Origin of the sequence: Nonomuraea sp. NPDC050404 (genome assembly GCF_040655495.1) — a bacterium.
Lineage (GTDB): Bacteria > Actinomycetota > Actinomycetes > Streptosporangiales > Streptosporangiaceae > Nonomuraea.
This window is the reverse complement of the sequence record NZ_JBFAKB010000003.1, coordinates 1-24,282: the sequence shown is the minus strand read 5'-3', so window position 1 is coordinate 24,282 and position 24,282 is coordinate 1. Positions and strand designations below refer to the sequence as shown.

The window sequence follows — 24,282 nt, the reverse complement described above, 5'->3', positions numbered from 1 at the left end:
CCTTCCGGACTATATCCATATAAAGCACAGGTAAAGAAGAAAGTTCCCGAAACGGTCTGGTGCTTGACCTCAAGTGTGGTTGAGGGAGCAGGCTCGTCCCATGACCGAACTGATGAGAGCGGCGGCCTTCGCCGAGCCCGGCGGCCCCGAAGTGCTGAAAGTGATGGAACTGCGCGCGCCCCAGGCGGGCCCCGGCCAGGTGCGGGTACGCGTCCGGGCGGCCGGCGTGCAGCCTTTCGACACGGCCGTGCGGGCGGGGTGGTTGCCGGCCTACTTCCAGGACGTGGGCTACCCGCGCGTCCCCGGCAACGAGTTCGCGGGCGTGGTGGACCAGGTGGGCGAGGGCGTGACCGGGGTGGCCCTGGGGGCGGAGGTGCTCGGCTTCACGGCGCTGTTCGCCTACGCCGAGTACGTCGTGGTGCCGGCCGGGAACGTGGCGGTCAAGCCCGCGGGCGTGCCGTGGGAGGTGGCCGGCGGGCTGACCGCGGGCGTGCAGACGTCCGAGCTGGCCATTGACGGGATGGGGTTGAAGGAGGGCGAGACGCTGCTCGTGCACGGCGCGGCCGGTTCGACGGGCACGGCGGCCGTGCAGATCGCCAGGAGGCGCGGGGCCACCGTGATCGGCACCGCCCGCGAGGCCAACCACGACTACCTGCGCGGCCTCGGGGCCATTCCGGTCGTGTACGGCGAAGGGCTGGCCGACCGGGTGCGCGCGCTGGCCCCTGACGGGATCGACGCCTCCCTGGACGGGGCGGGCGGGCACGCGCTGGAGGTCGCGATCGAGCTGGTACGCGACCGGGGGCGGATCTTCACGCTGGTCGAGCACGACAGGGCGGAAGAGCTCGGCGTCCGTCTGGTCCAGGGGCAGCGCTCGGCGGAGCGGCTCGCGCGTTACGCCAACCTGTACGCGGAGGGCGCCTTCGCCTGGAAGGTGCGCAGGGCGTACCGGCTGGAGGAGGCCGCGGACGCGCACCGCGAGATGGAGACCGGCCACGGCCAGGGCAAGATCGTCCTCACCATCTGACCACAACCACACGCCTTCGCCTGCGGGCGACGGCGTTCGCCGCACGGTCGGCGGGCGTCACCAGCGGGCCCGGAGGGCTTCGGCGATGGCGAGGAGGATCTCGCTCAGCTCCTCCTCGCCGTCCTCCGTCGCCCACAGGAAGTTCTGCAGCACCCGGCCGAGCGTCCAGCCGGCCGCCCGCCGCCGGTCCAGGCCCAGGCCGTCCACCATGCAGTCGAAGCGCAGCAGCACCGCGCGCGGCACGTCGCCGGTCGCGACCGCCTCCTCCCACCGGTTCCACAACGCGGGCATCAGGTCGAACCCCGGGTCGCCCGCCAGCGGCTTGGGGTCGATGGCCAGCCACGGCTCCCGGCCGGCGGCCAGCACGTTGTCGTAGTGCAGGTCCCAGTGCAGCAGCCGGTCACCGGGCTCGTCCGCCAGTTCGGCGACCGCCGAGGCGCAGTGACGCAGCCAGTGGCGGTCCCGTTCGCGCGGCAGGCCCGCCAGGGCCGCGTCCACGCCGTCCAGCATGCCCCGCGCGATGTCGCCCAGGTGGCGCATGCCCTCGGGCGCGGGGTGCGCGGTCAGGCGGCGCAGCAGGCCGGTCAGGATCTCCAGGGCCTCGATGACGTCGGGCACGGCGGACAACGACCGGCCGCCGTCGAGTCGTTCGAGCAACATCGTGCCGGTCGCGGGGTCGGCTTCGAGCAGCAGCACCGAGCCGTCGCCCGCCCACGTGCGCAGGCCGAGCGCCTCATCGGCGGTCTCCTCTGTCACCGGCTGGAGCTTGAGCGCGGCCCTGGTGCCGTCGGCGCGCACGACGGGCAGCACGAGGGCGACGATCCCGTGGCGCGGCTCGCCGTCGGGGCGCAAATCCCACTCGTCGAGATAACGCTCCGCCAGCGCGGGCAGCGCGTCGGTCCAGGCGGCCCCCGCGTCGTCGGCGTACTCCAGGTGCGATGCGGCCAGAGCCTCGGGAACCTTGATCCTCATGGCCCCCAGTCTGCCAAGGGCCGCAGGTCTAGGGCTTCCCCTTATACGGACCCTGGGGCGGCGGCGGAGAGGCCGTGCCTACGCTGACAGCCCCGATGGAGTGGAGGGGATGGCCATGACGACGATCGTGTTCATCCACGGGCGGGGCCAGGAAGGCCAGGATCCCAAGGTGCTGCTGGAACGCTGGCGCGTCGCGCTGGCGGCGGGGCTGGGCACCGCGACGCTGGCCATGCCGGCGGTGCTGCCCTACTACGGCAACGTGCTGGCCAGGATCACCGCCCAGGCCGCCAAGGAGGCCGACCTCCTGGCGAGCCTGCCGGTGGACGGCGAGGAGGAGATGCCGTTCCACCCGTTCCTGCCGGAAGACGTCGGGGAGCTCGAACGCCGGCTGCTCGCGGACATGGCCACCAACACCGGCGTGCCGCAGGAGATGCTGGGCCTGTCGGACCTGCTGTCGTGGACGCTGGCCAGGCGCATGCTCACGTGGGTCTCCAGGAACACCAGCGTGGACAAGGAGATCATCAAGATCTTCCTGCAGGACGTCGCCGTGTACCTCAGCCGGGGCAGGCAGCCGGTGCTGGACGAGGTCCGCCGCTTCGTGCCCGCCACCGGCGCCCTCGTGGTGGTCTCGCACAGCCTGGGCACCGTGGTCGCCAGGGACCTGCTCGTGGACGAGGCCATCCGCAGGCGGGTGGCGCTCTGGGTGACGGCGGGCTCGCCGCTGGGCATGCCCACGATCCAGCGCAACCTGCTGGCCAGGGGCACCCGGCATCCGGGCGTGCGGTGGCTGACCACGTACGACGTGAACGACATCGTCGCGCTCGGCCACCCACTCGACCGGGCCTGGGGTACCCCGCTGAGCCAGATCGAGGTGGAGAACCACGACGAGCCGCACGACATCGACCGCTACCTGCGCCACCGCACGGTCGCTGGCCCGATCGGCCAGGCGTGCCGCTGAGGGCCCGCCCTCAGGTCGACTGAGGGCCCGCTCTCAGGTCAGATGGGGGCCTGCTCACGTCAGCTGAGGGCTCGCTCTCAGGTCAGATGAGGGCTCGCTCTCAGGTCAGTAGTGCCAGGGGAAGGGCGACCAGTCCGGCTCGCGCTTCTGCAGGAAGGAGTCACGCCCCTCGGCGGCCTCGTCCGTCATGTACGCCAGCCGCGTCGCCTCACCCGCGAACACCTGCTGCCCGACCAGCCCGTCGTCGATGGCGTTGAAGGCGAACTTGAGCATCCGCTGCGCGGTCGGCGACTTGCCGTTGACCTTGCGCGCCCACTCCAGCGCCGTCGCCTCCAGCTCCTCGTGCGGGACCACGGCGTTGACCATGCCCATGCGGTGGGCGTCGGCCGCGCTGTAGGTCTCGCCGAGGAAGAAGATCTCCCGGGCGAACTTCTGCCCCACCTGCTTGGCCAGGTACGCCGAGCCGAACCCGCCGTCGAAGCTGGCCACGTCGGCGTCGGTCTGCTTGAAGCGGGCGTGCTCCGCACTGGCCAGGGTGAGATCGGCCACCACGTGCAGGCTGTGCCCGCCGCCCGCCGACCAGCCGGGGACCACGCAGATCACGACCTTGGGCATGAAGCGGATCAGGCGCTGCACCTCCAGGATGTGCAGGCGGCCGGTGGAGGGGGTGCCGTCGGCGTACTGGTAGCCGTCCTTGCCCCTGATGCGCTGGTCTCCGCCGGAGCAGAAGGCCCAGCCGCCGTCCTTCGGCGAGGGGCCGTTGCCGGTCAGCAGCACGCAGCCGACGTCGGTGGTTTGACGGGCGTGGTCGAGCGCGCGGTAGAGCTCGTCCACCGTCTGCGGACGGAAGGCGTTGCGGACTTCGGGGCGGTTGAAGGCCACGCGTACGGTGCCCTGGTCCACCGCACGGTGGTAGGTGATGTCGGTGAAGTCGAATCCCTCCACCTGCTGCCACGCCTTGGGATCGAACAGCTCGGAGACCATGGCCGAGAGCCTAACCAACGCATCTGCCGCCCGGCCCGTCAGGTGGTGCCGATCGGGAGACTTATGTCACCTCTGCCCGCAGCTCGGCGAGCAGCTCGCCCTGGTCGGCCAGCATGTCGCTGAGAATGCGCCGGGCGGCGCCCAGCAGATCGGCCAGTTCGGGTGTGGCCAGGGTGTAGACCACGGTGCTGCCCTCGCGGATCGCGCTGACGATCCCCGCCCTGCGCAGGACGGCGAGCTGCTGTGAGAGGCTGGAAGCCTCGATGTCGATCTGGGCGAGAAGCTCCCTGACGGGCAGTGGCCCTTCCTGGAGTAGCTCCAACACTCGGATGCGAGCGGGGTGGCCGAGCGTACGGAAGAAGTCGGCCTTGGCCTGGTGGACCTCCACGTGCATATGACCCAGACTAATCCAGCGCAGTTGCATAATTCTTCAAGTCGTAACGTTGTTGGATAGCATGACAGCGGGGACTAGGGAGTAGCCATGGGCCGAGGAAGAGCCAAGGCGAAGCAGACGAAGGTCGCTCGCCAGCTGAAGTACACCAATCACAACATCGACTACGACCGGCTCCGCGAGGAGTTGGGCGCAGACGAGCGACGCGAGGAGATGTACCCGCCTACGTCGCCCGAGCAGGAGTCCGAGCGCGGGCAATGACGCGGGTCTGCTTCGCGGGTGCCAGGGTGACGTTCTTCAGCCGCCTGGCCTCCGGTGCCTGATCGGGCGCCGTGAGCTCCAGGCGGTGCAGCACCTCGCGAAGGATCACGCGCATCTCCAGGAGCGCCAGTTGCGCTCCTACGCAGAAGCGCCGCCCGCCGCCGAACGGCATCCAGCCCCTGCTCGGATGCCCTTCCAGGAAGCGTTCAGGACGGAACTGTCCGGGCGTGGGGAAGGCGGCGGGATCACGGTGCACCAGCGGGATGTACGGTCCTGCGTACCATCCGGCCGGGATCTCGTACTCGCCCAGCCGCAGCGGGGCGCTGAGCAGTCTCGGCGCCTCGTAGACGACCGGCCGTACCCGTAGCACCTCCTTGACCACCGCGTCCAGGTAGGGCTCGTCGTCCGGCAGCCGGCGCAGGATCTCGGGCATGCGGAGCAGCCGCTCGAACGCCCAGGCCAGGCCGGTCGCGGTCGTCTCGTGCCCGGCGATGAGCATGGTGATCAGCTCGTCGCGGACCTCCTGGTCGCCCAGCCCGGCCTCCAGGAGCCGGCCGAGCACGTCGGTGCCGCCCGGTGCGGCGCGGCGGCGGCGGATCTCCTCGAACAACATGGCGTCCACCTCGGCGCGCAGCCGCAGGAAGCGCCCGTAAGGCGAGAACGGCACGCGCGCCGCGATCCCGTGCAGCCGCTCGGGCAACATCGCCACCTGCATGGCCCCGCCGGTCTCGATCAGCGCGGGCAGCAGCTCGTGCAGCCGGCGGACACGCCCGGCGTCCCCGATGCCGAAAATCAGCCGGATGATGATCTCCAGCGTGATCTCCTGCATGCGGTCACGCAGCGCGAACGGCCTGTCCAGGGGCCAGCTCTCGATCTTCTCGGCCGCGATGGCGGCGATGTCGTCCCGGTAGCCCGCGACCTGTTTGGCGCGCAGCGGCGGGTTCAGCTTCTTGCGGTGCCGCTCCCACGGCTCGCCGTCCAGCGTGAGCACGGAGTGCGCGCCCACGAGGTGCTCCATGAAGTCCCGCCGCGCCGCGCCGGCGTGGCCGTGGCCGTTGTGGTCGGTTCTGTACACCTGCTCGGCCAGTTCCGCGGTGGTCACGTAGACCTCCGGCGGGAAGCCGGCGTAGCGGACGGTGAAGATCGGGCCGTATTCGCGGTGGAAACGCTCGAACACGCCCGGAGCGTCCGCCATGAACCACGCTGTCTGCACGATCGGCGGAAGTTTCGACCCCGGAGGAAGCATCGGATCTCCTTTCTATAGGTACGTACGTCATAAACATTGTCATACACGCCCGTATACATCTGTAGCATAGATTCCGTGACACGCACAGAGGTGGGCGGATACCGCGAACGGCTGCTGACGGCGGCGGTGAGCCTTCTGCAGGAGAAGGGCTACGCCCACACGACCGCGCGAGACCTGGTGGCCGCGTCGGGCACCAACCTGGCCTCCATCGGCTATCACTTCGGTGGCAAGGACGCGCTGCTCAACGAGGCCATCGCGGTCGTCTTCGAGCAGTGGACCGAGCGGGTGGAGCGGTCGCTGTTCGGCACCGAGATGGGCAGTCCGAGACAGATGCTCGAACGGGCGATGACCGAGCTGATCGACGTGTTCGAGGAGCTTCGGCCGCTGATCGTGCTCTGTATCGAGGGCTATCCCGCGGCGGTGCGCGAGCCCGTGTTGCGCGAGAAGATGGCCGAGCAGTACGCCCGCGCGCGGACGGCCGGGACCGACATGTTGCGGCGGGCGGCGGAAGGGCTCGGGGTCGAACTGCCCCTGGACCCCGCCGTGCTGGTGTCGGTGCTCGTGGCGATCACCGACGGGCTGATGTTGCAGTGGCTGCTCGACCCGGACGCGACCCCGGACGCCCGCCAGGTCGTGGACACCCTCGCCACCCTGGGCACCTTTCTGGTTTGACGATCTGGTCCATCCGCGGGCGAACCGGTCCATTCGCGGGCAAAGAGTCCGGTCGAAATCTGCGGGGATCTGCCCGGGAAGGGAATGTCATCGGCGGCGCTGGGCAGAATCCCCGGATATGCGCGTAGGTATCGTGGGTTCCGGAAGGCTGGGCTCGCCGCTCGGCCGGCTGCTCGCGGCGGCGGGCCACGACGTGTTCTTCAGCGACGCCGACCCCGCCCGCGCGGCGGCCGCCGCGAAAGCCGCCGACGGCCAGGCCAGGGGCGGTGAGCCGATCGAGGCCATCAGATTCGGCGAGGTCGTCATCCTGGCGGTCGGGTGGGAGGTCTTCCCCACGGTCGTGGCCGAGCTGGGTGGCATGCTGGCGGGCAAGATCGTGGTGGATCCGAGCAACCCGATCGGCGAGCGCGACGGCGCGGCCGTGGTGGTGGCCGTGCCCGGCGGGCTGACCAGCCCCCAGTACCAGCAGCACGTGCTCGGCGACGGGGTACGCCTGGTGCGCACGTTCAACACCAAGTACCCCAACGAGCTGCTGGAGCTGGGCATCGCGGGCCAGCGCGGCGGCACCCGGGCCGACATGCCCTACTGGGGCGACGACGACGAGGCCAAGAAGGTCGTGGTGCCGCTCATCGAGGACGCCGGCTTCACCGCCATCGACGGGGGCGGACTGTCGGAAGCCCTGTGATCACGTTGCGCAGAGGAAGCCCTGTGATCACGTCGCGCAGGAGTCGTGGGTGGCGTCGAAGCCCTTGATCGCCTCCGTGTCGTCCGTACGCAACGGCTTGAGGCCCTTCCAGTCGTCCCCGAGCACCAGGATCAGCCGGCTGGTACGCGCGCCCGCCACGGCCCGCGTGGCGGCGTTCTGGAGGTCGCCGGTGAGCGTGGGCACCCGGGTCTCGCCGTTCGGGCCGTAGAAGACCGTGGTCTTCGCCTGCGGCTTGCGTGCCGTGTCGCCGACCTTGGCGATGTGGTAGCCGCGCTGTTCGAGGAAGGCCGCCACCTCGGTGGCCAGGCCGCTGCGCCAGGTGCCGTTGCGCAGCTCGATCTGGATCTTGGAGCGGCCCACCTTGGCCTGGCCGCCCTTGACGCCGTCCACGCTCTGATCGCGGGCCACGATCTGGAACAGCCGCTTGGCCTGCGGCTCCACCCACTCCACCCGGCCGGGCTGGGTGAGCGAGTAATGCCACGGGGTGGTGATGAAGCGCAGCTTGCCGATGTCGAGGCCCTGCAGGCTCGACGCGAGGTCCCGCATGATGCCGGTGGTCAGGCCGCGGTCGGTGGTGATGGCCTTGGTGGCCGCGTCCAGCAGCGACAGGAGCTTGGCGGGGTCGGTGAGCGTCTCGCCGCTCATCGCCTTCTTGACCATCGAGGCGATGAACATCTGCTGCCGCTGGATGCGCCCGATGTCGGAGCCGTCGCCGAGCGAGTAGCGGGCGCGCACGTAGCCGAGCGCCTGCTCGCCGGCCAGCGTCTGGCGGCCCGCGGGCAGGTGCAGCAGCGCCTTCTTGTCGTTGACCGGCTCCGGCAGGCACACCTCGACGCCGCCGACGGCGTCCACGATGCCCTTGAAGCCGGTGAAGTCCACCTTCACGAAGTGGTCGATGTGGATGCCGGTGAGCGACTCGATCGTCTTCCAGGTGCAGCCGATGCCGCCGGAGTTGAACGACTCGTTGATCATGCCAAGGTGGGCCTGCTGGCCCGGCAGGCCGGCGGTGGCGCGGCAGGCGGGCAACTGGACGACCGAGTCGCGCGGGAAGCTGACCACCATCGCGTTGTCGCGCTTGGACGACACGTGGGCCAGCATGATCGTGTCGGTGCGCTCGCCCGCGACCCTGCCGTACCTGGCGTTCTTGCCGTCGCGCTGGTCGGAGCCGACGACCAGGATGTTCATGGCGGTGCCGGCGACCTTGGGCGGGCGGGTGGCGCCGAGGTCGTCGGCGGTGACGTCCTGGTGTTTGACGTTGCCGGTCAGGCGCGCGTAGACACCCACGGCCAGGCCGGCGACCAGGAGGACGACGGTCACCGAGACCGCGATCACCCAGCGCAGCCAGCGGCGTCCCCGCCGTGGTGGCGTTCCGGGATCGGAAGGCGGCACATCGACAAGCCCGCTGCTCACGTGACTCCAACAGGGACGGGGCCGAGGGCCGCCGCCCTTGGCCAAGAGCCTTGCCGTACAGATCTCGGCCGTTGATCGTGCCTGAGTGTACTCATTCGGGCACGACCTCGCGTCCCCGCTACAGGATCAGCGGCCCGCGCGCGGAGCGAACAGGCCGGACGGGGTCAGCACTCCGCGCGCGGAGTGACGGGGCCGGGCGGGTCAGTGGCTCGCGCGTGGAGTGACGAGGCCGGACTCGTAGGCGAAGACCACGAGTTGCGCGCGGTCGCGGGCGTGCAGCTTGGTCATCGCCCTGCTGACGTGGGTCTTGGCGGTGGTCGGGCTGATCACCATGTGCGCGGCGATCTCGTCGTTGGACAGGCCGCGGGCCACCAGGGCGGTCACCTCGCGCTCGCGGTTGGTCAGCACGTCCAGCCCCTCCGGCTCCGGCTCGGGGCGGCGGGCGACGTACTCGCCGATCAGGCGGCGGGTGATCGAGGGTGACAGCAGGGCGTCGCCGCGGGCCGCGACCCTGACGCCCTGCAGCAGGTCGGCGGGCTCGGTGTCCTTGACCAGGAAGCCGCCCGCCCCGGCGCGCAGGGCGTTGAAGACGTACTCGTCGAGGCCGTAGTTGGTGAGGATCACCACGTGCACGCCGCTCAGCCGCTCGTCGGCGGCGATGCGGCGGGTCGCCTCGATGCCGTCCATCACGGGCATCTGCACGTCCACGAGCGCCACGTCCGGCAGGTGTTCGAGGGCGAGCTCGACGGCCTGCTCGCCGTTGACGGCCTCGGCCACCACCTCGATGTCGTCCTCGGCCTCCAGCAGGGCGCGGAAGCCGCCGCGGATGAGCGCCTGGTCGTCCACGAGCAACACCCTGATCACGACGCACCCTCCAGCGGAAGCTCCGCACGTACGGTGAAGCCGCCCTCGGGGCGGGGTTCGGCGCGCAGCCGGCCACCCAGGGCCGTGACGCGCTCGCGCATGCCGAGCAGGCCCACCCCGGGCACGGGCGGCGTGTCCCGGGCGGCCGTGCCGTCGTCGTCCACCTGCACGACCAGCTCCTCGCCGCCGTAGTCGATGCGCACGCTGGCGGCGGCCCCGCCCGCGTGCCTGGAGACGTTGGTGAGCGCCTCCTGAACGATCCGGTACGCGGCCCGGTCCACCTCGGCGGGCAACTCCCTGCGCCGCCCCGAGACGGTCACCGTGGCGGGCAGGCCGGTCGAGCGGGCCCGGTCCACCAGGTCGTCCAGCCGATCGAGGCCGCTGGCCGATGTGTCTCCAGCGTCCGCCCCTTCCTCGCGCAGCACCTCCAGTGTGGCGCGCAGCTCCCGCATGGCGTCCCCACTGGCCTCCTGGATGGCCAGCAGCGAGGCGGGCACCTCGTCGCCGCGCTTGCGCGCCAGGTGCACGGCCACCCCGGCCTGCACCTTGATGACCGAGATGCTGTGGGTGAGCGAGTCGTGCAGCTCCCTGGCGATGCGCAGCCGCTCCTCTCCCGCGCGGCGGCGGGCGGCCTCCTCGCGGGTCCGCTCGGCCTCGGCGGCGCGCTGTTCGGCCTGGTCGAGGTAGGCCCGGTGGTGCTTGGCCACCGTGCCCGCCACCCCGGCGGCCAGGAACCAGCCCAGCAGCAGAACCGTCTGCTGGACGACCTCCTGGTCGTCCTGCGCGGCGGCGGTGGACAGGTTCGTCGCCAGGCTCGCGCCCAGGAACACCAGCCCGGCCAGGAAGGCGGGCAGCCGGTGACCGGCCCTGGTGGTGCCGTACACCGACACCAGCACGGCGAAGGCGGCGGGCGGGCCCGGCTGGGCGTGCACGGCGTACACGAGCATGCAGAGCGTGCTGATCACCAGCGCCACCAGGGGCGCACGGCGCCAGGCGACCAGCGCGAGCCCGCCGATCACGGCCGCGACCAGGTCCAGAGGTCCCGCCGCCGGGGTGACGGCCACGGTGACCGCCAGCATGGCGGCCACCACGGCGGCCAGGCCGGCGTCCATGGCGAGGGGACGCCATCCGTGCGATGAGCTCATGTCTGCACATTAGGGCCTGCTCCGGCACGGGGTCTTCGGCGGCAGGGCGGATCTCCGTACTACTCCGGGAGTGGTACCGGGGGCGCTCCTACTGTCGCGGTCGTAGCGGCAGGAGTCTTCCCGTGCACGACGACCGGCCGCGCTTGCGCGACGAGCATGGCGGAAGCGTTTTCGCCGAGCCTCGGGAGATCCACATGAGTGCGCAACAGACCCTCGCCACCCGGCCCTTGCGGGTCGGGTGGCCCATGCAGACGCTGCGGGCCGTGGTGGTCCTGCACGTGGCCGCGCTGCTGTTCCAGGCCGTGACGGCGGGGATGTTGCTGTCCTCGCCCGGCGGCCGGGAGCTGCACGCGACCTCGGGGATGGCGCTGGCCATCATCGGGCTGGCCCATCTCGTCGTCGCGATCCTGGTGTGGCGGCCGGGCGGCGGTTCCGCCCGGTTCGTCGCGCCGGCCGTCTTCCTGCTGCTGTTCACGCTCGTGGCGTTCGCGCTCGGCGTGGCGCACGTGAAGACCGTGCACCTGCCGCTCGGCGTGCTGCTGTTCGGCGGCGGCGTGCTCCAACTCGTGCGGGTCATGGCCCGTCCGGAACAGGCATGACCCTGTCCAGGCACGATGCGGGTTCCGCCCCGACCAGGCGCGATGTGCTGCGGCTGGCGGGGATCGGGGTCGTGGGCGTCGCCGGGGCGCAGGGCTGCTCGTTGCTCACGGGCACGCCGCAACCCCAGCTCCTGACCAGCGCGGCGGCGCTGCCCACGCCGTACGCGGTGCCGCTGCCGGTGCCGGAGGTCGCCAAGCCCGTCCGCAGCGCGGGCGGCGTGGACTACTACGAGCTGACCGAGCGGGCGGCGCACGCCGAGCTGCTGCCGGGCCTGCGCACGCCCATCTGGGGGTACGGCGGCACGTTCCCCGGCCCGACCATCAGGGCGCGCAGCGGCCGGCGCACGGCCGTCAAGCTGATCAACCAGCTCGGCGAGCCGACCGTCCTGCATTTGCACGGCGGGCACACGCCGCCCGAGTCCGACGGTTACCCGACCGACTTGGTGGCCCCGGGCGCCTCGCGCGAGTACGTGTTCCCGCTGGAGCAGCGGGCCGCCACGCTCTGGTACCACGACCACCGCATGGACTACACCGGACCGCAGGTCTGGCGGGGGCTGGCGGGAATGTTCCTGGTCGGCGACGCGGAGGAGGCGGCGCTGCCGCTGCCCGCAGGGGAACGCGACCTGCCGCTGCTGATCTGCGACCGGTCCTTCGCGGCCGACGGCACGATGATGTACCCGGCGCTGGAGGGCCGGCCGGGGGTGCGCGAGGCGTACATGGGAGGCGTGCTCGGGGACGTGATCCTGGTCAACGGGGCGCCGTGGCCGGAGTTGCGGGTGGCCAGGGCGCGGTACCGGCTGCGGTTGTGCAACGCCTCGAACGCGCGGGCGTACGAGCTGGCCACCGGCGGGCCGATGATCCAGATCGCCAGTGACGGAGGGCTGTTGGTCGCGCCGCGCACGGTCAGGCGGATCAGGCTGGCGCCCGGCGAGCGGGCCGAGGTGGTGGTGGACTTCGCGGCCCACCGGGTGGGGCAGCACGTCGAGCTGCGGAACCTGGCGGGGGAGGGCGCGCAGGCCAGGGTGATGCGGTTCGCGGTGGAGCGTGACGCGGCCGACGACTCGGCCGTGCCGGGGCGGCTGTCCACCGTGGAGGCGCTCGACCCGGCCAGGGCGACGGTGACGCGGGACTTCGAGTTCAGCAGCGGCAACATGCACGGGGGCGTCGGCTGGCTGATCAACGGCCGGCCGTTCGACGCCGGGCGGATGGAGGCCAGGCCCAGGCTGGGCGACATCGAGGTCTGGCGGCTGACCAGCGACGTCGCGCATCCCGTACACGTGCACCTTGACCAGTTCCAGGTGTTGTCGGTCAACGGGGAGCGCCCGCAGGGGCCGCCGGAGTGGAAGGACACGGTCGAGCTGCGTGACGCGCAGACCGTCGAGATCGTCACCCGCTTCACCGACTACCGGGGCCGCTACGTCCTGCACTGCCACAACCTCGAACACGAGGACATGGCGATGATGGCCGCCTTCGAGGTGGTCTGACCACGGTCTGATCAGGCCGGTAGCCGGTCGGAGCGGGGCCAGACGTAGTCCAGGTCGTCCGGGTCGTCGTCGCCGAAGACCGGACGGTAGAAGTCGGGGGCCTTGCGCAGGAGCGCCGAGCGGTGGCTGCGGTGCAGCTCCTCGTCGCCGAGCCAGGGCGGCAGCTCGCCGGCCGCCGCCAGGTCGGGTTGCGGGCGTACGACCAGGGTGCCCCGGTGCTGGGTCAGTTCGGTCGTCATCGTGTTCGCGCACGTGTCGGCCCTGCCCATCGAGCACCAGTGCAGGCAGATCTCCAGGCCGTACCGGACGAGCGCCTCCTCGTAGCCCGTCCACATCTTCACGGCGGGATGGTGCCGCCAGCCGTAGCCGGGGACGGTGAGGGCGCGCAGGACCTGGAGGGCCTCGACGCGCTGCTTGCCCAGGCGCAGCGGGTCGAGGACCGCCGCCGATGCGGCGAAGTCCGGATATGGCAGGAATGTTTGCATCGGTCCCCCGGCTGACGTGCTCTTTCTCGCCGGATGTTATAGACCGCCGGTCGGACGGCGCTCAGAATCGGGGCATGGGAGACGCGTATGTCGGCGCACGGACGCCGCGCAGGGAAGACGCCAGGCTGCTGACCGGAAAGAGCAGGTACGTGGACGGTGTGCGCCTGCCGGGCACCCTGCACGCGTACGTGCTGCGCAGCCCCATGGCCCACGGCCGGCTGCGCGGCTGCGAGGCCAAGGCGGCCTGGGCCGTCGAGGGCGTGGTCGACGTCATCACCCCGGCGGACGCGCCCGGCCTCCGCCTGCCCTGCGTGAACGTGCTGCCCGGCCAGCGGCTCACCGACTACCCGGTGCTGGACGACACCGTCAGGTACGCGGGCCAGCCGCTCGCCGTCGTCGTCGCCCGCACCCCGCAGGCCGCCAGGGACGCCGCCGACCTCCTCGAACTGGACCTGGAGGAGCTGCCCGCCACGGTGGGGGCCGAGCGGTCGATGGCGGACGGCGCCCCGCTGCTCTACCCGGAGCTGGGCACCAACGTGCTCACCGACTTCGCGATGGGGGACGACGACTGCGCGGCCGCCATCGACGGGGCCGAGCACGTGGTGGAGATGACGTTCGTGATGGGCCGGGTCTCGCCGTACCCGCTGGAGCCGCGCGGCGTGGCCGCCGTCTACGCCGACGACGAGCTGACCGTGCACATCTCCTCGCAGGCGCCGCACCACGTGCGCGAGCACCTGGCGGACGCGCTCGGGCTGTCCCACGACCGGGTACGCGTCATCAGCCGCGACACCGGCGGCGGGTTCGGCGGCAAGGAGCATGTCTACCCCGACGAGACGCTCGTCTGCCTGGCCGCGATGCGCAAGGGCCGCCCGGTGAGCTGGTCGGAGTCGCCGGGCGACCGGCTGGTGGCCACCATGCCCGCGCGGCAGGCCGTGCACCGGGCGCGGCTGGCGCTGGACGGCGCCGGGCGGTTCGTGGCGATGCACGTGGACGTGATCGGCGACATGGGCGCCCATCCGTCGAACACCGGCGCCTCGACGTACGCGGTGACGGCCACGCTGCTGCCGGGGCCGTACCGGTTCGACCGGTTCGCCGTACGCGTGCGCGGCGTCGCCACCACGACCACTCCGACCGGCTCCTACCGTGGCTTCGGCCAGCCCGAGGCCACGCTGACCAGGGAGCGGCTGATCGACGAGGCGGCGCGCAGGCTCGGGATCGACCGCATCGAGCTGCGGCTGGCCAACATGTTGCGGCCGGAGGAGCTGCCGTACACCACGGCGGTGGGCCAGACCTACGACTCCGGCGACTACCCGCTCGCCCTGCGCACGCTGCGCGACCTCGTACGGCCGATCGCGAAGGACGACGGGCGCAGGCGCGGCGTGGGTTACTCCTGCCACGTCGAGAACACCGGCATGGGCCCCTCGATGGACCTCAAGGCCATGGGGGCGGTGGCGGGCGGCTACGAGACGGTGGTGCTGCGGATGGAGCAGGACGCGTCCGTGGTGGTGTACGCGGGCGTGGTCGCGATCGGGCAGGGCATCGAGACGGCGCTGGCCCAGCTCGCGGCCGACCGGGTGGGGGTGCCCATCGAGCGGGTGCGGGTGGTGCTGGGGGACACGGCGGCCACGCCGTACTCGTCGATCGGGTCGATCGCGAGCCGTTCGATGGCTCTGGGCGGCGGGGCGCTCGTGCGGGCCGCCGCCGGGCTGCGCGACAAGCTGCTGGCCCTGGCCGCGCACCGGCTGGAGGTGGCGGTGGAGGACCTGGAGCTGGCCGGGGGCGCGGTTCGCGTGAAGGGCGACCCGCACTCGGCGCTGACGCTGCGGGACCTGGCCACCTCGGCGTGGCGCGGCTGGGACCTGCCCGAGGGGTTCGCGCCCGGCCTGGAGGAGCGCGCCAGCTACGACCCGACCGGCTACACGTACGCGTACGGGGCGCACGCGGCGGCCGTGGCCGTGGACCCGGAGACGGGGGCGGTCGAGCTGGAGGGCTACTGGGTGGTCAACGACGCCGGCGTGCTGGTCAATCCCGCCGTGGTGGAGGGCCAGATCATGGGCGGCGTGGCGCAGGGTATCGGCGAGGCGCTGACCGAGGAGATCGTCTACACCGACGAAGGCCAGCCGGTCATCGACTACCTGCTGCCGACCACGCGGGAGGTGCCGGACATCGAGGTCGTGATGTTGCGGACGCCCTCGCCACTGACACCCGGCGGCATGAAGGGCGTCGGCGAGTCCGGCACGATCGGCCCGCCCGCCGCCATCGCCAACGCGGTCGCCGCCGCCGTGCCGGAGATCGCGGACAAGGTCACCGCGGTGCCACTGACCCCCGCCGCCCTCTGGTCCCTCCTGTCCGCCGGCTGATCACCGGACTCGTCCATCACGCCGGTCCGCGCACGTCGGTTCCGGTGGAGTGCCCGCGCGCGCCTCGCCGGTCAAAAATCATGATGATTTTTCCCGGAAATTTCGACCCAAAAGGCTTCCTCGTACGTACACGTTTCGACAGACGTGTACGTCAAACCATAGGCAGGTCCTCTTGTTAAGTGAAATGCGCATCCGCTGCCCTTCAGCACAGGAAAGAGACGGCATGACCAGGCTGCGATCGACTCACCGGAGCCGGCAGCAGTACGCGTGGCCGCTGAGCGAGGACGCACGGACGGTGAGTCAGGCCCGTGTTCTCATTCGCACAGAATTGTCGAAACTATCCCTTTCCGCCGATCTCGTTGACGACGCCGTTCTCATGGTGAGCGAATTGATCACCAATGCCTTCATGTACGGCGACGGCCCGTACGAACTCGTGCTCCAGGTGGACGCCAAGGAGATCATGTGCGTCGTCGTGGACAGCAGCCCGGTGCTGCCCGCGCCCGCCCCGCCCGACCTGAGCGCCGAGCACGGACGCGGGCTGCGCATCGTCGCCAGGCTTTCCGACGGCTTCTACGGTTGCCACCCCCAGCGTTACGTCACCGCCCCCGACCTGGTCGGCAAGGCCACCTGGTTCGCCCTCCCGCGCCAGGGCACGGCGGGCAACGTGGTGCCGATCAGAGCAGGGGTCTGATGTTTTGTCGCCGCTGTCCTCTACGCTCCCCAGCAATTGATCAAGCCCGGCCAATTCTGGAGAAGCGCGGACATGACCTATCTGGAGCTGTCTGAGGACGGCGGCGGAGCGCACAAGTTCTACGAGGTGACCGTGACGGGCACCCAGGTCGCCATCACCTACGGACGCATCGGCGAGAGCGGTCAGAGCAAGGTCACCTCCTTCCCCACGGAGGCGAAGGCCCGGGCCGCGGCGGCCAAGAAGATCGCCGAGAAGGCACGCAAGGGTTACGCCCCCGCCGTGCGCGGCGTGCGCCAGCGCCGGGCCATCACCCGCAGGGCCATCACCAGTACCCGCTCCACCGCCCAGCAGGCGCCGGTGTTGTGGCGCTTCGACAGCGGGGCATCGGCGTTCGGCATCTTCGTGGACGGCGAGCGCTGCTGGGTCGGCAACCAGCGCGGCGACGTCTACACCGTCAGCCACTCCGGCACCGTGACAGGCCGTTTCCGGCTGCCGGACGGCGTGAAGTGCATCGTGGCCGACGACTTCTGGATCTACGCCGGGTGTGACGACGGCCGCGTGTACGACCTGAGCGGCAAGGTCCCGAGGGCCGCGTACGAGATCGCGCCCGACGTGGACATCTACTGGCTCGACATCCACGACGGCGTGCTCGGCGTCTCCGACCGGGCCGGGCGGGTCACCGCGATCGACTACGAGGATGAGTTCCAGTGGGCGCGCAGCGCGGCCGGCGACTCCGCCTGGATGGTCCGGTGCGACCAGGACTCGGTCTACTTCGGCCACTCGGGCGGCGTGGCCCGCTACGACATCGCGGGCGGCGCGCCCGTCTGGGAGACCAAGGCCGCCGACGCCGTGTTGTTCGGCTGGCAGGAGGAGCACTCGGTCTACGCGGGCACCGGCCGCCAGACCGTGCACCGCCTGGCCAAGGGCGACGGTCGCGTCGAGGCCGTCTACCGGTGCGACGGCGCGGTCTACTCCTGCGCCACCTCCCCGGGCGGCCGGCACGTCTTCGCCGGCGACAGCCACTCCTCCGTCTACTGCTTCGACGCCTCCGGCGAACGGTTGTGGAAGCTCGGCACCGGCTGCGGGTCGGCCTTCTCCATGCAGTTCCTGGACGACCGGCTCTACATCGTCACCACCGACGGCACCCTGGCCTGCATCGACGCCAGCGAGGCGGCCATCGCCGCGGCCCGCTCCGGCAGCGTGCCGCAGCCGGTGGACGTCAAGGCGGCGGCCTCGCTGGAGGTGGTCGAGCCCTCGATCGTGCTGGAGACGACGAGCGAGACGGGCGACGGCGTCGTGGTGGAGTGCGTCAGCGAGGGCGAGCGGCTGCGCGTGCGCGTGGTCAGCCCCGGCTACGAGACGTGGAACGTGCAGTTCCCCAAGGAGATCCGCGAGGCGGGCGCCCGCTACCTGGTGGACGGGGTGCGCGCGGCCGGGCGCGGCGGGTTCTACCGGGCTTATGGGGACATCCGCCGCCTTCTCTGAGTGACCGTGCCTACCATCAGGATCATCGAACGGGCAGGGGAGTTACTACCCCTATGACGGTAATGCGGGCCCTACCGCCGGTTCGGAGGCGCGCAGGCTGGGAGGGGATCGCCCGGGTTCGTAGCGTTTCGTGACATGAGAACGCCCATGAAGACCCGGTTCCTCGCCCTGGCCTGTGCCGGGCTCGTCCTGGCTACCGCGACCGCCCCGGCGGCACTGGCGGCCACTGCCACCGCTCCGGCCGCAGCGCGGACCGTGACGATCGATGACAGGGGCTCTCTCGTCGGGGCCGAACTGCTGGCGCGCATGTCGGCAGGACAGGTCTCCGACTACCTCACCAGGTTCAAGTTCCCCGTGCCCGACCGGCCGCAGGGCGCCGACCTGTACGCGGTCACCTACCGCACCGTCGCCGCCGACGGGAGGCCCACCACGGCCAGCGGCGTCGTCGCACTGCCCGCCAGGTCCAGGAAGGGCCTGTGGACGGTCAGCTACGCGCACGGCACCCTGCCCACCAAGGCCGACGCCGGGTCGGTCGCGGACGGTGACGGGCGGGCGGCGCCGCTGATGTTCGCCGCCGCCGGGTTCGCCGGGGTCGCGCCCGACTATCTGGGGCTGGGCACCGGGCCCGGCTTCCATCCATACATGGACGCGGCGACCGAGGCGTCCGCCTCCGCCGACCTGCTGCGGGCGGCCGGGGAGCTGGCCGGGCGGCAGGGGCGGACGCTGAGCGGAGACGTGCTGGTCACCGGGTTCTCCCAGGGCGGGCACGCGGCCATGGCGCTGGGCAAGGAACTGCGCGGCCAGGATGGTTACCGCCTGCGCGGGGTCGCGCCGATCGCGGGGCCGTACCACGTGCGCAAGGCCGAACTGCCCGCGCTGCTCGCGGGGCGGCTCGATCCGTTCAGCGCGAGCATGTACCTGGCCTACTGGACCGTCTCGATGAACCGGCTGCACCACTTCTACGACTCGCCGTCCGAGGTGTTCCGCGACCCCGGAGTGGAGAAGTTGTTCGACGGGCACCACAACTTCGAGCAGATCGCGGCCGGGCTGCCCGCCACCCCGCGCGACCTCGTCACCGACTCATACTTCAAGCGCATCGCCGAGCCGTCGGGGGCGGTCCTGCGGGCGCTGGAGGCCAACGACGGCACCTGCGCGGGCTGGCGGGCGGGGGTGCCCGTGCGGTTGTACGCGGCTCGCGGTGACAAGGACGTGGCGTTCGCGAACTCCCGCTACTGCCTGCGTGACCTGCGGGCCGGCGGGGTGAAGGCGTCGCTGACGGACGTGGGCGACGTCGATCACACGACCTCGGCGCTGCGGTCCCTGCCCGAGGTGCTCGACTGGTTCACCGGTCTGCGGCGATGATCTGGGGGTGGCATGGCCATCCAGGCGATTATTCCTCCGGCTCGGCGGTGTGGCCGCGGCGGGGACGGCGGGGGCGCTGGCGTCGGCGCGGGTCGCGTACACGCCCGATGACATGTTCGTGCGACTGCGCCGCCGCTGGCGGGAGGTGACCGTAGGTTCGGGGGCGGGGCCGTACGGGGCGCTGGGCAGGGCCGCCGCCCGTTATCGCGGGACGATGGCGCCCGAAGGCTCCTCGCTCTGGCCCGACCAGGCGTTCCCGTCGTTCGTGGCCACGCCGCGGCGGTTGCGGACCATGGCGCAGGCGTACGCGCTCGGTCTCGGCGACGCGGGCCTCGCGGCGGCGGTCGCCGACGGGGTGGAGCACTACCGGCGGCACGTGTACGCGGCCGGCGGCGCCGCCCCGGGCAACTGGTGGCACTGGGAGATCGGCGTGCCGAGGGCGCTGCTGGACGCGTCCGTGCTGGTCGGGACACGTAACGCGGCGCTGGCCGAGGCGGTCGGCCACTACTCGCCGGAGAGCCGCCTGCACCGCTACTCCGGCAACAGCACCGCCGCGAACCGGGTGGACCTGTGCGTGGTGATGTTGTTGCGGGCCATGCTCGACGACGACCACCGCAGGGCGGCGCTGGCCGTCTCCGCCCTGTCCCCGGTGTTCGCGACCGTCTCCGACGGTGACGGGTTCTACCGGGACGGATCGTTCATCCAGCACTCGTACGTGCCCTACCAGGGCGCCTACGGGGTGACGTTGTTGTCGGGCCTGGCCACCCTGTACGCGGTGTTGCGCGGCTCGCCCTGGGAGATCGCCGACAGGAACGTGTTCGAGACGGTCGAGCGCTCCTACGCCCCCTTCGTGCGCGACGGCGCCTGCATGGACCTCGTACGCGGCAGAAGCGCCGGCCGGCGGCCGTTCGGCGACCACGAGCGCGGGCGGGAGATCGCCGCCGCGGTGCTGCTGCTCGGGGAGAGCGCCTCCGCCGATCAGCGGGCGCGCTGGCAGGCCATGGTCAAGGGCTGGGCGGAGCGCGGCACGTACCGGCCCATGCTCGAACACGCCGAGCCCGCCTTCCACGCCCGCCTGACCGCGGTCATGAACGACGCCGCCGTGCCCGCGGCGCCCGAGCCGGTCGGGCACCGGCTGCTGCCGATGAGCGCCAGGGCGGTGCACCGGCGTCCCGGCTGGTGCGCGGCGCTCAGCATGGCCTCGCACCGGATCGGTCACTACGAGCACGGCAACGGCGAGAACCTGCGTGGCTGGCACACCGGCTCGGGGATGTTGTACTGGTGGGCCGAGGGGCACGGCGACCAGTACTCCGACTCGTTCTGGCCGACCGTGGACCCCTACCGGCTGCCCGGCACGACCGTCTCCACCCGGCGGCTGCCCGACGGGGCGGGGGCCGGGTGGGGGGACACCCGCACGCCGTGGCGCTGGGTGGGCGGGGCGACGGACGGCACGTACGCGGCCGTCGGGCAGCATCTGAGCGGGCTTGAGAGCTCTCTGGAGGCGTTCAAGTCGTGGTTCTTCCTCGATGACCTGGTCGTGTGCCTGGGCGCGGGGATCACCGCGCGGGACGGCTCGGCCGTCGAGACGATCGTGGACAACCGCAGGACCGACGCCCGGCTCACCGTGGGGAAGGGATGGGCGCACCTCGACGGCCACGGCGGTTACGTCGTGCCCGATGGCCAGGTCCTGCGCACGCTGCGGGAGAGCAGGGACGGCGGCGGGGTGCGCCGCGACTATGTGACGCTCTGGCTGGAGCACGGCCTCGATCCGCGCGCCGCCTCCTACGCCTACCTGCTGCTGCCGGGCGCGGGTCTGGAGGAGACCCGGGCCGCCGGGTCGCGGGTCGTGCGGGTGGCGGCCAACAGCGCGCGGCTGCAGGCCGTCCGGGTGCCCTCGCTGGGCATCACGGCGGCCTGCTTCTGGAACGCGGGGAGCGTGGGCGGGCTGACGGCGTCCGCTCCGTGCGCGGTGCTGGTGCGTGAGAGGCCCGGCGGGACGGCCGAGGTTACCGTCGCGGACCCCCGGTGCGACCTGGACGAACTGGTCGTGACCTTGGCGAGGCCGGTGACCGGGCTGCCGGCCGGGGACGCCCTCCTGACCGGGAGCGGGGCGCTGCTCTTCGAGGGACTGGCCGGTCAGGAGGGCGGCTCGGTGACGGTCACCGTGCGGCTCGGCTGAGGAGATCAGGGCCGTTCGCGGAGTCCGTCGGTGAAGCCCATGTCCGCCAGCGCCACCCGCAACTGGGTCACGCCCTTGTCCATCACGTCGTACTCCAGCAACTCGGCCGTCTCCGGATCGATGATCAGCCGGAAGACGGCCCCCTCGGCCGAGGAGGACAGGGCGACCCCCGTGCGCCCCAGCGCGTCCGTGGCCTCGCCCTCCGCCTCGATGCCCGGCTGGTCGGCCAGGACCCGGTAGAGGGCGGCGCGGGTGTCCGGCCTGATCGGCGCGGTCATCAGGTCCACGGCGGTCTGCCACAGGTAGCCGGCCCGGTCCGCGCCGGCCGAGTTGGGGCTGCGCCGCCACAACTCCTCCAGGCGGCGCTTGAGCGCGTCCTTGCCGGTGGGCAGTTCGGAGATGTTCTGGAGGGTCAGGCTCGGGTTGTCGATCGACAGGATCCGCTCGGGGCCGGGCTCCGTGGATTCGGTGGGCCGGTCGGTCGTCAGCTCGGGGGAGCCGGCGGCGCGCCAGGCGGCCTCGTCCCGCGCGGAGCCGAAGGTGACCGCCACGTCCCGGCCGCGCACCGTGCGGCCGGTCGCGCCCGCGAGAGGTGGTCAGCGCGGCTATCCGATCGACCAGGGCCTGCCGCCGGTGGCGCGAGTCGCGCTGTTTGGCCAGCAGGTTCCGCGCCACTCCGAGCAGCCAGGGCAGCGGCGGCTCCGGCAGGTCGTCCAGCCGCCGCCACGCCACGAGGAAGGTCTCGCTCGAAACGTCCTCGGCCGCGTCACGCTCGGCCCGCAGCAGGGCGTAGCCGAGGACGCTGCGGTAGTGCCGGTCGTACAGGTCGGTGAATCGTTCTTCGGGATCGTCCACACCCAGTAGTCCCTCCGAACGCACGCCGATTACCGTGTCACTGAGAATCGCCTCTGATCCGGGCCCTGCGATACTCCTCCACCACCAGATCGGTCAGCTCCCGCAGCGAGGTGTCCGCTGTGGGCTTGTCGTAGGTGATCGTGCCGTGTTGCAGCAGGTTCACCCGGTCGCACACCTCCAGGATCTGGGCGTAGTTGTGGGCGATGATCACGATGGACATCTCGCCGCGCGTCTTCAGGTCGCTGACCAGGTCGAGGATCAGCGCGCCCTCCTTGGCGCCCATCGCGGCCAGCGGCTCGTCGAGCAGCAGGATCCGCGAGCGCGAGTAGACCGAGCGGGCCACGGCGATGGCCTGCCGCTGCCCGCCGGACAGCTTGGCCACCTCGACGTCCACCGACGGGATGCGTACGCCCATGGCGTCGAGATGTTCGGTGGCCAGTTTGCGCATGCGCCGGTTGCTGAGCAGCCGGGCGAACCCGACGTGCTCGCGGCCCAGGAACATGTTGTGGTAGACGCTGAGCTCGTTGATCAGCGCCAGGTCCTGGTAGACGATGTCGATGCCGAGGGCGCGGGCCTGCCGTACGGACCTGAGCGTCACCTCCTCGCCGTCCAGCAGGATGCGCCCCGCGTCCGGCTGGTGGAACCCGCACAGCAGCTTGACCAGCGTGGACTTGCCCGCGCCGTTGTCGCCGATGAGCCCGAGCACCTCGCCGCGCCGCAGGGTCAGGCTGACGTCCCGCAGCGCGGTCACCGCGCCGAACCGCTTGGCCAGCGACTCCGTGCGCAGCACCTCGCTCATGTCCGTCCCGCCCTTCGCAGCCGGGTGAGGGTGACGTTCGCGATCATGGAGAGCAGGATCGCGCCACCGAGGATGAGGAAGTAGGGGTTGGCGGAGATGCCGATGAGGTTCATGCCGTTCTGCAGCAGGGCCAGCACGAGCGCGCCGAGCGCGCCGCCGACGATCGTGCCGGAGCCGCCTGCCAGCGCCGTGCCGCCGATCACCGCCGCGGACACGGCGGTGAACATGAGCCCGGTGCCGCCGCCGATGTTGGGGTCGATGGTGTGGATCCGGAACGCCTCGATCAGCCCGGCGAACGCCCCGAGCGTCCCACCAATCATGAAATTTCCAATTTTGATCCTGCCGGTACGTACGCCCGCCTCCGACGCCCCCAGCGGGTTGCCCCCGGCGGCGATCGTGTGCAACCCCCACCGCGTACGCGTCAGCACCACGTGCAGCACGGCCACGATCCCCAGCGCCCACCAAAGATGCGCCCACGGCGCGGCCCCCAGCCACGATCCGATCGCGCCGTCCACAGCCTGTGGAATCTCGGCCGGGTACGCGTGCGAGGTCGTCAGCACGATCCCCGTCACGACGTAGAACGTCCCCAGCGTCGTCACGAACGACGGCACCCGCAGCACCACGGTCACGAACCCGTTCCCGAACCCGATCGCGGTCCCGGTCGCCAGCGCCAGCAGGATCGCCGGAATCGCCGGAAACCCCCAGAAGTCGATCGCGTAGTGCATCATGAACGGCGCCAGCGCCGCCACCACCCCGACCGACAGGTCGATCTCCCCGCTGACCAGCAGCAGCACCGTCCCGCACGCCACGATGGCGGCCGGCGCGGCGGCCTGGGTGATGTTGACCAGGTTGTCGCCGGTCAGGAACACCTCGGTCACGGACATGAAGTAGATCCCGAGCGCCACCGCGACCACCAGCACCCCGGCCTCACGGTGCCGGAGGAACCCCTCCCGAAGGCTACGCATGGGCGATGGGGCCGGAGCGGTTCACCAGCTTCTGCGCGGTGTCGGAGCCCTCGAAGCGGGTCTTGGTCGTCTGGTACGGATCCACGTTGTCCTTGGTCACGAACAGCAGGCCAGTGTTGGTCTCGGAGGGGAAGAGCAGGCCGCCGGACAGTTTGTACAGGTAGAGGTAGAGCACCGGCAGGAAGCCCTGCAGGTAGGGCTGCTGGTCGATGGTGTAGTCGAGGTCGCCGGCCTTGACCGCCGCCAGGGTCTCGGGCACCAGGTCGAAGCCGCCGGCCACCTTGAGCCCTTTCGAGCGCAGCGCGTACTTCTTGACCACCTGCCCGATCGACTGGGTGGAGCCGGCGTCCACGGCCAGCATGCCGGCCAGGCCGGGGTGGCCCTG

Annotated in this window: 23 protein-coding genes and 2 pseudogenes; 12 read left to right on the top strand and 13 right to left on the bottom strand. The window is 71.3% G+C overall.

Annotated features, from left to right (window positions below; all coding sequences use genetic code 11):
• Window positions 1-100: 100 nt before the first annotated feature.
• Window positions 101-1,024 carry an NADP-dependent oxidoreductase gene (locus AB0I81_RS08440; RefSeq protein WP_360652143.1) on the top strand — a complete coding sequence of 308 codons (924 nt, stop codon included), beginning with the start codon at window positions 101-103 and terminating at the stop codon, window positions 1,022-1,024.
• 57 nt (window positions 1,025-1,081) lie between these two features.
• Here AB0I81_RS08440 and AB0I81_RS08435 read toward each other — a convergent pair whose 3' ends face one another.
• Entirely contained in the window at window positions 1,082-1,996 is a 915-nt protein-coding gene (locus AB0I81_RS08435) for an aminoglycoside phosphotransferase family protein (protein WP_360652140.1), read from the bottom strand.
• A 115-nt stretch (window positions 1,997-2,111) separates the two neighbouring features.
• Here AB0I81_RS08435 and AB0I81_RS08430 point away from each other — a divergent pair, with 115 nt between their 5' ends.
• Window positions 2,112-2,954, top strand: coding sequence for a hypothetical protein (locus AB0I81_RS08430; protein WP_360652137.1), 843 nt, complete (start codon window positions 2,112-2,114; stop codon window positions 2,952-2,954).
• 105 nt (window positions 2,955-3,059) lie between these two features.
• Here the strand turns inward: AB0I81_RS08430 and AB0I81_RS08425 are convergent, their stop codons facing one another.
• Window positions 3,060-3,938, bottom strand: coding sequence for a 1,4-dihydroxy-2-naphthoyl-CoA synthase (locus tag AB0I81_RS08425; protein WP_360652134.1), 879 nt, complete (start codon window positions 3,936-3,938; stop codon window positions 3,060-3,062).
• Window positions 3,939-3,999: 61 nt separating this feature from the next.
• The gene (locus AB0I81_RS08420) at window positions 4,000-4,332 is read right to left on the bottom strand and encodes a metalloregulator ArsR/SmtB family transcription factor (protein WP_360652131.1); all 333 of its coding nucleotides are present in this window, start codon (window positions 4,330-4,332) and stop codon (window positions 4,000-4,002) included.
• Window positions 4,333-4,419: 87 nt separating this feature from the next.
• Between AB0I81_RS08420 and AB0I81_RS08415 the strand changes: the two are divergent.
• Window positions 4,420-4,521: pseudogene (locus AB0I81_RS08415) on the top strand (DUF3073 domain-containing protein); the annotation flags it as partial.
• A gap of 31 nt (window positions 4,522-4,552) precedes the next feature.
• Here AB0I81_RS08415 and AB0I81_RS08410 read toward each other — a convergent pair.
• Complete coding sequence (locus AB0I81_RS08410; protein WP_360652128.1) at window positions 4,553-5,836, bottom strand: cytochrome P450; 1,284 nt, start codon at window positions 5,834-5,836, stop codon at window positions 4,553-4,555.
• Between the two features lie 75 nt (window positions 5,837-5,911).
• On the opposite strand from AB0I81_RS08410, the gene AB0I81_RS08405 reads away from it, so the two are divergent.
• Together AB0I81_RS08405 and AB0I81_RS08400 are read left to right on the top strand one after the other, a co-directional pair.
• Window positions 5,912-6,508, top strand: a complete 597-nt coding sequence (locus AB0I81_RS08405; RefSeq protein ID WP_360652125.1) for a TetR family transcriptional regulator C-terminal domain-containing protein — start codon at window positions 5,912-5,914, stop codon at window positions 6,506-6,508.
• A 118-nt stretch (window positions 6,509-6,626) separates the two neighbouring features.
• Complete coding sequence (locus AB0I81_RS08400; protein WP_360652122.1) at window positions 6,627-7,193, top strand: NAD(P)-binding domain-containing protein; 567 nt, start codon at window positions 6,627-6,629, stop codon at window positions 7,191-7,193.
• Window positions 7,194-7,220: 27 nt separating this feature from the next.
• Here AB0I81_RS08400 and AB0I81_RS08395 read toward each other — a convergent pair whose 3' ends face one another.
• The 3 genes from AB0I81_RS08395 to AB0I81_RS08385 all read right to left on the bottom strand — a co-directional run bounded on the left by AB0I81_RS08395 (window position 7,221) and on the right by AB0I81_RS08385 (window position 10,633).
• The gene (locus AB0I81_RS08395; protein WP_360652119.1) at window positions 7,221-8,624 is read right to left on the bottom strand and encodes an LCP family protein; all 1,404 of its coding nucleotides are present in this window, start codon (window positions 8,622-8,624) and stop codon (window positions 7,221-7,223) included.
• A 201-nt stretch (window positions 8,625-8,825) separates the two neighbouring features.
• Window positions 8,826-9,488 carry a response regulator transcription factor gene (locus AB0I81_RS08390; RefSeq protein WP_360652116.1) on the bottom strand — a complete coding sequence of 221 codons (663 nt, stop codon included), beginning with the start codon at window positions 9,486-9,488 and terminating at the stop codon, window positions 8,826-8,828.
• The gene (locus AB0I81_RS08385; RefSeq protein ID WP_360652113.1) at window positions 9,485-10,633 is read right to left on the bottom strand and encodes a sensor histidine kinase; all 1,149 of its coding nucleotides are present in this window, start codon (window positions 10,631-10,633) and stop codon (window positions 9,485-9,487) included. The genes AB0I81_RS08390 and AB0I81_RS08385 overlap by 4 nt, the downstream gene beginning before the upstream one ends.
• A gap of 194 nt (window positions 10,634-10,827) precedes the next feature.
• Between AB0I81_RS08385 and AB0I81_RS08380 the strand changes: the two genes are divergently transcribed.
• A complete protein-coding gene (locus AB0I81_RS08380; RefSeq protein ID WP_360652110.1) occupies window positions 10,828-11,232 on the top strand; it encodes a hypothetical protein in 405 nt (134 codons plus the stop codon).
• Entirely contained in the window at window positions 11,229-12,716 is a 1,488-nt protein-coding gene (locus tag AB0I81_RS08375) for a multicopper oxidase family protein (RefSeq protein WP_360652107.1), read from the top strand. Before AB0I81_RS08380 ends, AB0I81_RS08375 begins: the two co-directional genes overlap by 4 nt.
• 11 nt (window positions 12,717-12,727) lie before the next feature.
• Here the strand turns inward: AB0I81_RS08375 and AB0I81_RS08370 are convergent, their stop codons facing one another.
• Window positions 12,728-13,201 (bottom strand): MSMEG_6728 family protein, encoded by a 474-nt coding sequence (locus AB0I81_RS08370; protein ID WP_360652104.1) that lies wholly within the window; start codon window positions 13,199-13,201, stop codon window positions 12,728-12,730.
• A gap of 74 nt (window positions 13,202-13,275) precedes the next feature.
• Here AB0I81_RS08370 and AB0I81_RS08365 point away from each other — a divergent pair, with 74 nt between their 5' ends.
• The 5 genes from AB0I81_RS08365 to AB0I81_RS08345 all read left to right on the top strand — a co-directional run bounded on the left by AB0I81_RS08365 (window position 13,276) and on the right by AB0I81_RS08345 (window position 21,278).
• Window positions 13,276-15,561, top strand: coding sequence for a xanthine dehydrogenase family protein molybdopterin-binding subunit (locus tag AB0I81_RS08365; protein ID WP_360652101.1), 2,286 nt, complete (start codon window positions 13,276-13,278; stop codon window positions 15,559-15,561).
• 184 nt (window positions 15,562-15,745) lie between these two features.
• A complete protein-coding gene (locus AB0I81_RS08360) occupies window positions 15,746-16,252 on the top strand; it encodes an ATP-binding protein (RefSeq protein ID WP_360652098.1) in 507 nt (168 codons plus the stop codon).
• Between the two features lie 72 nt (window positions 16,253-16,324).
• Window positions 16,325-17,737: a WGR domain-containing protein gene (locus tag AB0I81_RS08355; RefSeq protein WP_360652095.1), complete on the top strand. Its 1,413-nt coding sequence runs from the start codon at window positions 16,325-16,327 to the stop codon at window positions 17,735-17,737.
• A gap of 135 nt (window positions 17,738-17,872) precedes the next feature.
• Complete coding sequence (locus tag AB0I81_RS08350; protein ID WP_360652092.1) at window positions 17,873-19,099, top strand: hypothetical protein; 1,227 nt, start codon at window positions 17,873-17,875, stop codon at window positions 19,097-19,099.
• A 7-nt stretch (window positions 19,100-19,106) separates the two neighbouring features.
• Window positions 19,107-21,278 carry a polysaccharide lyase 8 family protein gene (locus AB0I81_RS08345; protein ID WP_360652089.1) on the top strand — a complete coding sequence of 724 codons (2,172 nt, stop codon included), beginning with the start codon at window positions 19,107-19,109 and terminating at the stop codon, window positions 21,276-21,278.
• Between the two features lie 5 nt (window positions 21,279-21,283).
• On the opposite strand, the gene AB0I81_RS08340 is transcribed toward AB0I81_RS08345, so the two are convergent.
• The 5 genes and pseudogenes from AB0I81_RS08340 to AB0I81_RS08320 form a co-directional block, all read right to left on the bottom strand.
• Window positions 21,284-21,829 carry a hypothetical protein gene (locus tag AB0I81_RS08340; RefSeq protein WP_360652086.1) on the bottom strand — a complete coding sequence of 182 codons (546 nt, stop codon included), beginning with the start codon at window positions 21,827-21,829 and terminating at the stop codon, window positions 21,284-21,286.
• Window positions 21,830-21,974: 145 nt separating this feature from the next.
• Window positions 21,975-22,133: pseudogene (locus tag AB0I81_RS08335) on the bottom strand (RNA polymerase); the annotation flags it as partial.
• Between the two features lie 37 nt (window positions 22,134-22,170).
• Entirely contained in the window at window positions 22,171-22,932 is a 762-nt protein-coding gene (locus AB0I81_RS08330; protein WP_360652083.1) for an ATP-binding cassette domain-containing protein, read from the bottom strand.
• Complete coding sequence (locus AB0I81_RS08325) at window positions 22,929-23,897, bottom strand: ABC transporter permease (RefSeq protein ID WP_360652080.1); 969 nt, start codon at window positions 23,895-23,897, stop codon at window positions 22,929-22,931. Before AB0I81_RS08325 ends, AB0I81_RS08330 begins: the two co-directional genes overlap by 4 nt.
• On the bottom strand, window positions 23,890-24,282 hold a 393-nt coding region (locus AB0I81_RS08320; RefSeq protein WP_360652077.1), incomplete at its 5' end, for a substrate-binding domain-containing protein. The genes AB0I81_RS08325 and AB0I81_RS08320, both read right to left, overlap by 8 nt.

What these genes read in the sequence shown, in the direction of transcription:
- AB0I81_RS08380 (WP_360652110.1), top strand. Translation starts at nt 10,828, where the DNA reads ATGAGTGCGCAACAGACCCTCGCCACCCGGCCCTTGCGGGTCGGGTGG.
- AB0I81_RS08430 (WP_360652137.1), top strand. Translation starts at nt 2,112, where the DNA reads ATGACGACGATCGTGTTCATCCACGGGCGGGGCCAGGAAGGCCAGGAT.
- AB0I81_RS08370 (WP_360652104.1), bottom strand. Translation starts at nt 13,201, where the DNA reads ATGCAAACATTCCTGCCATATCCGGACTTCGCCGCATCGGCGGCGGTC.
- AB0I81_RS08330 (WP_360652083.1), bottom strand. Translation starts at nt 22,932, where the DNA reads ATGAGCGAGGTGCTGCGCACGGAGTCGCTGGCCAAGCGGTTCGGCGCG.
- AB0I81_RS08425 (WP_360652134.1), bottom strand. Translation starts at nt 3,938, where the DNA reads ATGGTCTCCGAGCTGTTCGATCCCAAGGCGTGGCAGCAGGTGGAGGGA.
- AB0I81_RS08355 (WP_360652095.1), top strand. Translation starts at nt 16,325, where the DNA reads ATGACCTATCTGGAGCTGTCTGAGGACGGCGGCGGAGCGCACAAGTTC.
- AB0I81_RS08400 (WP_360652122.1), top strand. Translation starts at nt 6,627, where the DNA reads ATGCGCGTAGGTATCGTGGGTTCCGGAAGGCTGGGCTCGCCGCTCGGC.
- AB0I81_RS08375 (WP_360652107.1), top strand. Translation starts at nt 11,229, where the DNA reads ATGACCCTGTCCAGGCACGATGCGGGTTCCGCCCCGACCAGGCGCGAT.
- AB0I81_RS08410 (WP_360652128.1), bottom strand. Translation starts at nt 5,836, where the DNA reads ATGCTTCCTCCGGGGTCGAAACTTCCGCCGATCGTGCAGACAGCGTGG.
- AB0I81_RS08435 (WP_360652140.1), bottom strand. Translation starts at nt 1,996, where the DNA reads ATGAGGATCAAGGTTCCCGAGGCTCTGGCCGCATCGCACCTGGAGTAC.
- AB0I81_RS08420 (WP_360652131.1), bottom strand. Translation starts at nt 4,332, where the DNA reads ATGCACGTGGAGGTCCACCAGGCCAAGGCCGACTTCTTCCGTACGCTC.
- AB0I81_RS08440 (WP_360652143.1), top strand. Translation starts at nt 101, where the DNA reads ATGACCGAACTGATGAGAGCGGCGGCCTTCGCCGAGCCCGGCGGCCCC.
- AB0I81_RS08385 (WP_360652113.1), bottom strand. Translation starts at nt 10,633, where the DNA reads ATGAGCTCATCGCACGGATGGCGTCCCCTCGCCATGGACGCCGGCCTG.
- AB0I81_RS08350 (WP_360652092.1), top strand. Translation starts at nt 17,873, where the DNA reads ATGAGAACGCCCATGAAGACCCGGTTCCTCGCCCTGGCCTGTGCCGGG.
- AB0I81_RS08360 (WP_360652098.1), top strand. Translation starts at nt 15,746, where the DNA reads ATGCGCATCCGCTGCCCTTCAGCACAGGAAAGAGACGGCATGACCAGG.
- AB0I81_RS08365 (WP_360652101.1), top strand. Translation starts at nt 13,276, where the DNA reads ATGGGAGACGCGTATGTCGGCGCACGGACGCCGCGCAGGGAAGACGCC.
- AB0I81_RS08325 (WP_360652080.1), bottom strand. Translation starts at nt 23,897, where the DNA reads ATGCGTAGCCTTCGGGAGGGGTTCCTCCGGCACCGTGAGGCCGGGGTG.